The 9035-nt window shown below is 53.6% G+C and carries 9 protein-coding genes; 1 reads left to right on the forward strand and 8 read right to left on the reverse strand.

From position 1 onward, the window contains the following. From rseP to rpsB, 8 genes are all read right to left on the reverse strand, one after another. Positions 1 to 1170, reverse strand: a 1170-nt coding sequence (gene rseP, locus ACLQ7H_RS13575; RefSeq protein WP_411753128.1) for a sigma E protease regulator RseP, incomplete at its 3' end; no start/stop codon positions are given. Between the two features lie 32 nt (positions 1171 to 1202). Further along, positions 1203 to 2051 carry a phosphatidate cytidylyltransferase gene (gene cdsA, locus ACLQ7H_RS13580; protein WP_411753129.1) on the reverse strand — a complete coding sequence of 283 codons (849 nt, stop codon included), beginning with the start codon at positions 2049 to 2051 and terminating at the stop codon, positions 1203 to 1205. A gap of 9 nt (positions 2052 to 2060) precedes the next feature. Then, positions 2061 to 2819 (reverse strand): (2E,6E)-farnesyl-diphosphate-specific ditrans,polycis-undecaprenyl-diphosphate synthase, encoded by a 759-nt coding sequence (gene ispU / locus ACLQ7H_RS13585; RefSeq protein ID WP_021179913.1) that lies wholly within the window; start codon positions 2817 to 2819, stop codon positions 2061 to 2063. Between the two features lie 370 nt (positions 2820 to 3189). Then, positions 3190 to 4386: a 1-deoxy-D-xylulose-5-phosphate reductoisomerase gene (ispC, locus tag ACLQ7H_RS13590; protein WP_411753130.1), complete on the reverse strand. Its 1197-nt coding sequence runs from the start codon at positions 4384 to 4386 to the stop codon at positions 3190 to 3192. Between the two features lie 158 nt (positions 4387 to 4544). Continuing rightward, entirely contained in the window at positions 4545 to 5102 is a 558-nt protein-coding gene (gene frr, locus ACLQ7H_RS13595; protein ID WP_411753131.1) for a ribosome recycling factor, read from the reverse strand. A 126-nt stretch (positions 5103 to 5228) separates the two neighbouring features. Next, on the reverse strand, positions 5229 to 5954 hold the full coding sequence (gene pyrH / locus ACLQ7H_RS13600) for a UMP kinase (RefSeq protein WP_021179910.1): 726 nt from the start codon (positions 5952 to 5954) through the stop codon (positions 5229 to 5231). 134 nt (positions 5955 to 6088) lie between these two features. After that, positions 6089 to 6943, reverse strand: a complete 855-nt coding sequence (gene tsf / locus ACLQ7H_RS13605; RefSeq protein ID WP_021179909.1) for a translation elongation factor Ts — start codon at positions 6941 to 6943, stop codon at positions 6089 to 6091. A 117-nt stretch (positions 6944 to 7060) separates the two neighbouring features. Further along, positions 7061 to 7786 carry a 30S ribosomal protein S2 gene (gene rpsB, locus ACLQ7H_RS13610; protein WP_021179908.1) on the reverse strand — a complete coding sequence of 242 codons (726 nt, stop codon included), beginning with the start codon at positions 7784 to 7786 and terminating at the stop codon, positions 7061 to 7063. A gap of 360 nt (positions 7787 to 8146) precedes the next feature. Between rpsB and map the strand changes: the two genes are divergently transcribed. Further along, on the forward strand, positions 8147 to 8941 hold the full coding sequence (gene map / locus ACLQ7H_RS13615) for a type I methionyl aminopeptidase (protein ID WP_411753132.1): 795 nt from the start codon (positions 8147 to 8149) through the stop codon (positions 8939 to 8941). Positions 8942 to 9035 lie beyond the last annotated feature (94 nt).

Raw genomic sequence — 9035 nt, forward strand, 5'->3', positions numbered from 1 at the left:
GTTGACGCTAATCAACGCCAGAAACATCATATAATACACGAACCCAACCCCTGCTGACGCCCCTGCTCCCTGTGCAATGGAAATTGGGCCACTCAGGTTGTTCAGCTTCACATCACCGGTAATTAATTTCCCCAACATACTGACCGTAAGATGCATCAGTTGCCAGGTTTTGTCCCCAGCCTGATACAGCGCAGGGAACGGCCCATACTGGCGAATCGTTTTGTACTCGTCCGGCAACGGCAACACTTTTGGAATAATGCCAGCAAAACCCACCGACTTATCTTTTCCCACCGGCTTTGTATCCGGTATCAGCGTTAAAGACAAGGGGGCGCCGTTTCTTTCGATCTCTAAAACCAGCGGTTGCCCTGGAGCATTGTGGATACGTTTAACCAAGGTAACCCAACGGCCAAGTAGCTGACCATCGACTTTAACGATCCTGTCCCCCGCTTGTAAACCCGCCTTTTGCGCAGCCGACCCGGCCTGTACTTCTGCCAGCACGGATTCAATCTGCGGGCCACGCGGGATCATGCCTAGAGAACGCACGGGATCTTCTTTGTCCGGCTCAAAGCTCCAGTGGCGCAGATCCAGGGTCTTGCTCACCTTTTGTGAAGAACCAAACGGAGCAATTTCTACCTCGGTTTGCGCATCACCGATTTTAGTCACCAACGCCAGACGAACGGATTCCCAGTCAGGCGTTTCGATACCGTCAACGGACTTAAGTTCCATTCCCGGAGAAATTTCGGCCTTGGCGGCAATAGATTGCGGAGCAATTTCGCCGATAACCGGGCGATAGCTCGGCACACCGATGATAAAGACGATCCAATAGGCAAGAATGGCAAACAGGAAATTGGCAATGGGACCCGCGCTGACAATCGCTGCGCGCTGGCTGACGGTTTTATTGTTGAACGCCTCGTGACGCAGCTCGGGAGCTACCGTTTCGACGCGCTCATCGAGCATTTTGACATAGCCGCCAAGGGGGATCATGGCGACGACATATTCGGTGCCCTGGCGATCGGTGCGGCGCCATAGCGCACGGCCAAAGCCGATAGAGAAACGCTCCACACGGACGCCACAGCGACGGGCCACCCAAAAGTGCCCGAACTCATGCACGGTGATCAATATACCCAGAGCGATAATAAACGCGACCAAGTTCCAGAGTACGCTGACCATAGAATCCCTTTACTCCCCCCGCCGATGACGGATTAAAACACTAACAGCATCAAGCAGGCAAATACCGGTACCGCTGCGGTCAGGCTATCGATACGATCCAGAATACCACCGTGCCCCGGGATCAGATGACCACTGTCCTTGATACCGGCTTCACGTTTGAACATGCTTTCCGTCAGATCGCCCAGCACCGAGGCCAACGCCGCAATCACCGAACAGATCAATAGGGTCATAGGTACCACGTTCAGCGGCGCATAGCGGCCAAACAGCCATGAAATCACGGCTGACGTTACCAGACCGCCGATCAGCCCTTCCCAGGTTTTGCCCGGGGAGACCTTCGGTGCCAGCTTGTGTTTGCCAAACAGCTTGCCGAACATATAGGCGCCAGAATCCGCGCCCCAGACCAGCAGCATAACGTACAGCAACCACCAGGCACCGGTAAAATGATTCTCTTCATAGCCGAATTGGCGCAGTGCCAGCATGCCCCAGAAAAACGGCACGATGGTCAACAGGCCAAATACCAGCCGCAAGGAGCGTGAATTACGCCACAGCGCCGCCGAGCCTGGGTAGAACAGCACCAGCAGCAGAGCCACCAGCCACCAGCCCAGCGACAGCCACAACGGGCCAGCGATCTGCAATTGGTGAACAGACTGATGGTAGGCGGGCACGCTGAGCATCATCAGCGCCAACAGGAAGCCGCATAATATCGCCAGCCAGATACGTTGGGGGCGGGCAGCAAAGCCAGCTAACTGCCCCCATTCCCAGGCGGCTAACATGCACACAGCGAGTGTTACCAGGGCAAAGCCCATCGGCGGCAGCAAGAACAGCGCTGCGATAACAATCGGAATTAAAATCAGAGCCGTTATGATGCGAGACTTCAGCAAAAGTTCCCCCTAGGACGCATTGGCGTCGATAGGTGTTGTTCCTCCGAAGCGACGCTCGCGTTGTGCAAATGCATTCAGCGCACCTTCAAAGACAAGTTCATCAAAATCTGGCCAGAGTACATCAGTAAAGTAAAGCTCGGCGTAAGCAATTTGCCACAACAAAAAGTTACTGATGCGATGTTCGCCACCGGTACGGATCACCAGATCCACCGGAGACAGATCGCTCATGCAGACGCGCTCGCCCAGTAACTCTTCGCTGATCTGATCTACGCACAGCGTACCCTGCTGCACTTGCTCGGCCAGATCCTTCACTCCCTGAATAATATCCCAACGGCCACCGTAATTGGCAGCAACGTTAAGCGTCAGGCCATCGTTATTTTCTGTCAGTTGCTCCGAGCGGCGGATACGCTCTTGCAAACGTGCGCTAAACCGGCTGACATCACCGATCACACGCAACCTGACATTATGTTTATGCAGGCTTTTTACTTCGCTGTCCAGTGCGCGGACAAAAAGCTCCATCAGGGCGGAGACTTCCTGCGCCGGGCGGTTCCAGTTTTCGCTGCTGAAGGCATAAAGCGTGAGTGCATCCAAATGGTGACTGGCGGCAAAACTGACCGCACGGCGTACCGATTTCACCCCTGCTTTATGACCGAAGACACGTAACTTGCCCTGGCGTTTAGCCCAACGCCCATTGCCGTCCATAATGATCGCGACATGACGTGGCCCATGAGCAGAAAGATTAGCTTCTTGTTGGTTTGCGGACGACATAACTCGTACTTATTTCCTCGGTAGAAACACCATAGCCTTGCCGGAATATCGGACCTTACGCGCAAAAAAAGCCGTGTGCCTGACACAGCTTTTCAGTCTGCCTGCCTTGTGCTCCAGGGAGCTCCCGGCAAAGATTGGCGTAAGTTTTACCCGTCTTCTGGCTTGGCACGGCACTATTGGCCGCGTTTGTCAGGTAAAAAGGGCTGCCAATCCGGCCTTTATTCAACGGTATAACCGGTGATTATGGCGCAGACTATAACACCTCCGTGAAGCCTGAACAAACGGCCACACGGCGGCCTGGCGACTTTACAAGCAAATTCAGACAATGTAGCAGAGCCGAATTTGCCCATGGCATAACCCGCTCAAGTGATTACACCCGCATGTTACGAACTAAACCGCTAGCCACCTCACGCGCCTGGCGATCGATCTCCAGTACCATCTCAATGCTGGTTGGCTCCGGCAGCGCCATACATTCAACAACCTTTTGGTTCACGGCTGAAATATCGGTAAAACGAATCTGTTGCTGCAAGAATGCCGCCACGGCAATTTCATTGGCCGCGTTGAGGGCGGTGGTTGCCGCCTGGCCTGCGTCGAAGGCTTCGATTGCCAAATACAGACAAGGATAGCGCTCACGCTCCGGCTCAGAGAAGGTCAGCGCCCCGATACGGCAGAAATCTAACGCTGCCACCCCGGAACTGACTCTCTGTGGATAAGCCATGGCATGGGCGATAGGCGTGCGCATATCCGGCGTTCCCAGTTGGGCCAACACGCTACCATCGGCATAGCGCACCATGGAGTGGATCACCGACTGCGGGTGGAGGATGACTTCCATCTGCTCTGCTGAGGCGTTGAACAGCCAGCGGGCTTCGATATACTCCAGCCCCTTGTTCATCATGGTGGCGGAATCCACCGAGATCTTGCGCCCCATCGACCAGTTGGGATGAGCGCAGGCTTGATCCGGCGTCATAGTGGCGAACTGTTCCATTGGCGTAGTACGGAACGGGCCACCAGAACCGGTCAGTACGATGCGCGAAACACCGTGGGCTTCAAGAGAGCTATAACCCAATTGGCGTTGGATGCTTTCTGGCAGGCTCTGGAAGATGGCGTTGTGCTCACTGTCCAACGGCAACAGTTGTGTCTGGCTCTTTTGCACCGCGTCCATAAACAGTCGGCCACAGGTAACCAGAGACTCTTTGTTAGCCAGCAGTACCTGCTTACCGGCACGAATAGCAGCCAAGGTGGGCAACAGCCCCGCAGCCCCGACAATCGCGGCCGTCACCTGATCGACGTCGTCTAATGCGGCCAGCTCGCAGGCTGCCTTTTCACCTGCCAGCACGTCGGTTTTCACACCGTTTTCTGCCAGCACGGCACGTAACTCATTCGCGGCCTGCTCATCGGCCATTGCCGCATAGCTCGGGCGGAACTCTATGCACTGCTGCGCCATGACCGCCACATTACGGCCAGCGACTAGTGCCTTGATCGCGAAAAGGTCGGGATTTTCCCTGACCACGGCCAGGGTGCTGGTCCCCACGGAACCGGTGGAACCCAGAATTGTCAGTTGCTTCATGAGATCGCTCTGAATCTACTACGTGATGAGATCGGAGGTACACCACAGTGTAACTTGCATCATGGCTGGTTTACGCTCTGTGCGTACGATAAAACGAGATCTGCACCACAAAAAATAAAGCGCCGCCAAGGCGACGCTCTATTTCAAGGCGATGGAGATTAGAAATCCATCAGTTCTTTTTCTTTATCTGCCAACGCCGCATCAAGCAGTTTGATGTAAGCATCGGTCATTTTCTGGATGTCGTCTTGTGAACGGCGATCTTCATCTTCGCTGATTTCTTTGTCTTTCAGCAGTGCCTTCACTTTATCGTTGGCATCGCGGCGCACGTTACGCACGGCGACACGGCCCTGCTCTGCTTCGCCACGTACGACCTTGATCAGATCCTTACGACGCTCTTCCGTCAGCGGAGGAAGTGGAACTCGGATCACGGTGCCGGCCGAGCTCGGGTTCAGGCCCAGATCGGAAGACATAATGGCTTTTTCTACTGCCTGGCCCAGAGAACGGTCAAACAGGTTGATCGCCAGCGTACGGGAATCTTCTACCGTGACGTTGGCCAGTTGGCGCAGCGGCGTTGCTGAACCATAGTATTCCACCATGATGCCGTCCAGGATGCTTGGAGAAGCACGGCCAGTACGGATCTTGCTGATTTGGTTTTTGAATGCTTCGACGCTTTTTTCCATGCGTGAATCAGCATCTTTTCTGATTTCATTAATCACGTTGCGAACCCTTGGAAGCTGGTTACTTGGCAGGCTGTACTGAAAAGTATAGCCCGTGAATTTTACTTATCAGAAGCACACAACGCCTGGCGTTACCCGCTCCTGCGAAATTTGGCCAAACAGCCGTTATTTAGTGATCAGAGTACCTTCGTTCTCACCCATCACCACGCGACGCAGTGCGCCCGGCTTGTTCATGTTGAATACGCGGATCGGCAAGCCATGGTCGCGGGCCAGCGTAAACGCCGCCAGATCCATCACTTTTAACTCACGTTCCAACACGTCCTGGTAGGTGATCTGTTCGTACAGCGTTGCGTCCGGGTTTTTCACCGGGTCAGCGGAGTATACACCATCCACTTTAGTCGCTTTCAATACCACATCGGCTTCAATTTCGATGCCGCGCAGGCAGGCCGCAGAATCAGTGGTAAAGAACGGATTACCCGTACCGGCGGAGAAAATCACCACGCGGTTGTTACGCAGCAGGCTGATCGCCTCTGCCCAGCTGTAGTTGTCACATACGCCATTCAATGGAATGGCAGACATCAGGCGGGCGTTCACATAGGCACGGTGCAGTGCATCACGCATAGCCAGGCCGTTCATCACGGTAGCCAGCATTCCCATGTGGTCGCCCACTACGCGGTTCATGCCGGCTTGTGCCAGACCTGCACCACGGAAAAGATTGCCACCGCCAATAACTACACCGACCTGGATGCCCAGCTCGACCAGCTCTTTTACTTCCTGAGCCATGCGATCCAAAACGCTAGCGTCGATCCCAAAGCCTTCTGCACCTTGCAGGGCTTCACCACTCAGTTTGAGCAGGATACGCTGATAAACGGGTTTTGCATTGGTTGCCATGGTGTTCTGTCCTAAGAAGCAGTAGTAATAGTATTGGGGTTTTCAACCGATTAGCCTGGGCACACGGGGCCCAGCATCGGCGTTTCTCTGGCTGGATAAAATGGAGCCGCCTCGCGGCGGCTCCATTTACAGCATTAAGACTGTTTGCTCATTGCTGCAACTTCAGCAGCAAAGTCAGCTTCAACTTTCTCGATGCCTTCACCCACTTCAAAGCGGATGAAATTGGTTACGTCAGTGTTGTGCTCTTTCAGCACCTGAGCAACGCTCTTGCTTGGTTCGATCACGAAAGGCTGACCGGTCAGAGAGACTTCGCCGGTGAATTTCTTCATGCGGCCTTCAACCATCTTCTCTGCGATTTCTTTCGGCTTGCCAGACTGCATGGCGATGTCCAACTGAACTTGGTACTCTTTCTCTACCACTTCAGCAGACACATCTTCAGGCTTAACGAATTCAGGCTTGCTAGCGGCAACGTGCATTGCCAGCTGCTTAACCAGCTCTTCATCCGCGCCTTTGGTAGCGGCAACCAGAACACCGATGCGAGCACCGTGCAGGTAGCTACCCAACACGTCGCCTTCCAGGGCAGCAATGCGGCGAATGTTGATGTTCTCACCGATTTTTGCCACCAGCGCCACACGCTCTTCTTCGAACTGCGCTTTCAGCACGTCAACGTCAGTGATTTTGCCAGCAAAAGCCGCATCCAACACTTTGTCAGCGAAAGCCTGGAAACCGCCGTCTTTAGCAACGAAGTCGGTCTGGCAGTTAACTTCCACGATCATGCCGAAGTTGCCTTCGATCTTGGTTTTGATCACGCCGTCAGCAGCTACGTTGCCTGCTTTTTTCGCCGCTTTGATCGCGCCAGATTTACGCATGTTTTCGATTGCCAGCTCGATGTCGCCGTTAGATTCGATCAGCGCTTTTTTGCAATCCATCATACCTGCGCTGGTACGCTCACGCAGTTCTTTTACCAGGGCAGCGGTAATATCAGCCATTTCTTTTTCCTCGGTTATCTCGCTCGGAGATAGTTCTCATTCAGATAAGCAAAGGGGGCCCTTAAAGGCCCCCCTAACCAACATATTCAATACCTGGTTAATAAGGGCTTGACCTTATTATTCAGCTTCTACGAAGCTTTCTTCCGCCTGAACGGCCAGATCTTGAGAACGACCTTCACGGATGGCGGCAGAAACGGCGGTCAGGTACAATTTGATTGCACGGATTGCGTCGTCGTTACCAGGGATGATGAAGTCAACGCCGTCTGGATCTGAGTTGGTATCAACGATAGAGAATACCGGGATACCCAGGTTGTTGGCTTCTTTGATCGCGATGTGTTCGTGATCGGCATCGATAACAAACAGAGCGTCTGGCAGACCACCCATGTCCTTGATACCACCCAGGGAGTTTTCCAGCTTGGCCAGTTCACGAGTGCGCATCAGCGCTTCTTTCTTGGTCAGCTTGTCGAAGGTGCCGTCTTGGGACTGGATTTCCAGATCTTTCAAACGTTTGATTGACTGACGAACGGTTTTCCAGTTAGTCAGCATGCCGCCCAACCAGCGATGGTTCACGAAGAACTGATCGCAGCCGTTAGCATATTCTTTTACCGCTTCGCTTGCTGCGCGCTTGGTACCAACGAACAGGATCTTACCTTTACGGGAAGAGATCTTGGTCAGTTCAGCCAAAGCCAGGTTGGCCATTGGTACGGTTTTTTCCAGGTTGATGATGTGAACCTTGTTACGTGCGCCGAAGATGAAAGGCTTCATTTTCGGGTTCCAGTAACGGGTCTGGTGACCAAAGTGTACACCAGCCTGGAGCATGTCGCGCATGGAAACAGTTGCCATGATTAAAACCTCTATTAGAGTTGATTGGGGTTATGCCTCCACGTATCCCATAACGCCGACCCGGACAACGACGCGAGTCATCTCAAGGCACCCCGGCGGATGTGTCGATACGTGTGTGTTATTTACACAATGTGAGTGCAGTTAAACTACTTGCGGTCATTTCCTCACTGGCACTCAAGGCCGAATGCGGATCTGCCGGCGCGCTTTATACCATAAACCCGCCCCAGACACCAACTTTTGTTGCAGTTGGACTAGCCATTCACAAATGAAATTTGGCAGCCTCAAGCCGGGCTGATACCATAACTCAATGCCTTATCTTTCTACCTTGTCGACCATAACGACACCTGCGGACTAACTTTCATGGCAATTTCAATTAAAACACCTGATGACATTCAAAAGATGCGCGTTGCGGGCCGCCTGGCCGCAGAAGTGCTGGAAATCATCGAGCCCCACGTTAAACCCGGCGTCACCACCGGCGAGCTGGACAGGATCTGTCACGAACATATCACCAATGCACAGCAGGCGATCTCGGCCTGCCTGGGCTATCACGGCTTCCCAAAATCGGTGTGTATCTCGGTGAACGAAGTGGTGTGCCACGGCATCCCAAGTGACGACAAGGTGCTGAAGGACGGCGATATCGTCAATATCGACGTAACCGTGATCAAAGACGGCTTCCACGGCGATACCTCCAAGATGTTCATCGTCGGTAAACCCACCATTCTGGGCGAGCGCCTGTGCCGCATCACTCAGGAAAGCCTGTATCTGGCCTTGAAGATGGTCAAGCCGGGTATTCGCCTGCGTACTCTGGGTAAAGCGATCCAACAGTTTGTTGAAGCAGAGAAATTCTCCGTAGTGCGCGAATATTGCGGCCACGGCATCGGTGAAGGTTTCCACGAAGAGCCTCAGGTACTGCATTACGATGCCGATGACGGCGGCGTGGTGCTGCAGGCCGGTATGGCCTTCACTATCGAGCCCATGGTCAATGCCGGTGATTACCGCATCCGCACCATGAAAGACGGCTGGACGGTGAAAACCAAAGATCGCAGCTTGTCGGCACAGTATGAGCATACTATTGTGGTGACTGATAACGGCTGCGAGATAATGACGTTGCGCAAGGATGACACCATCCCCAACATCATTACGCACGAGATGTAAGAACCGCAGGGTTCTTGTGACAAGCCGGCCTATGCCGGCTTTTTTTATGGGCGGCGAAACATGTCTGAAAATTATCGTGAGCTAGAGACCCCGG

This window comes from Serratia sp. (in: enterobacteria), from assembly GCF_046715635.1.
Classification (GTDB): domain Bacteria; phylum Pseudomonadota; class Gammaproteobacteria; order Enterobacterales; family Enterobacteriaceae; genus Chania.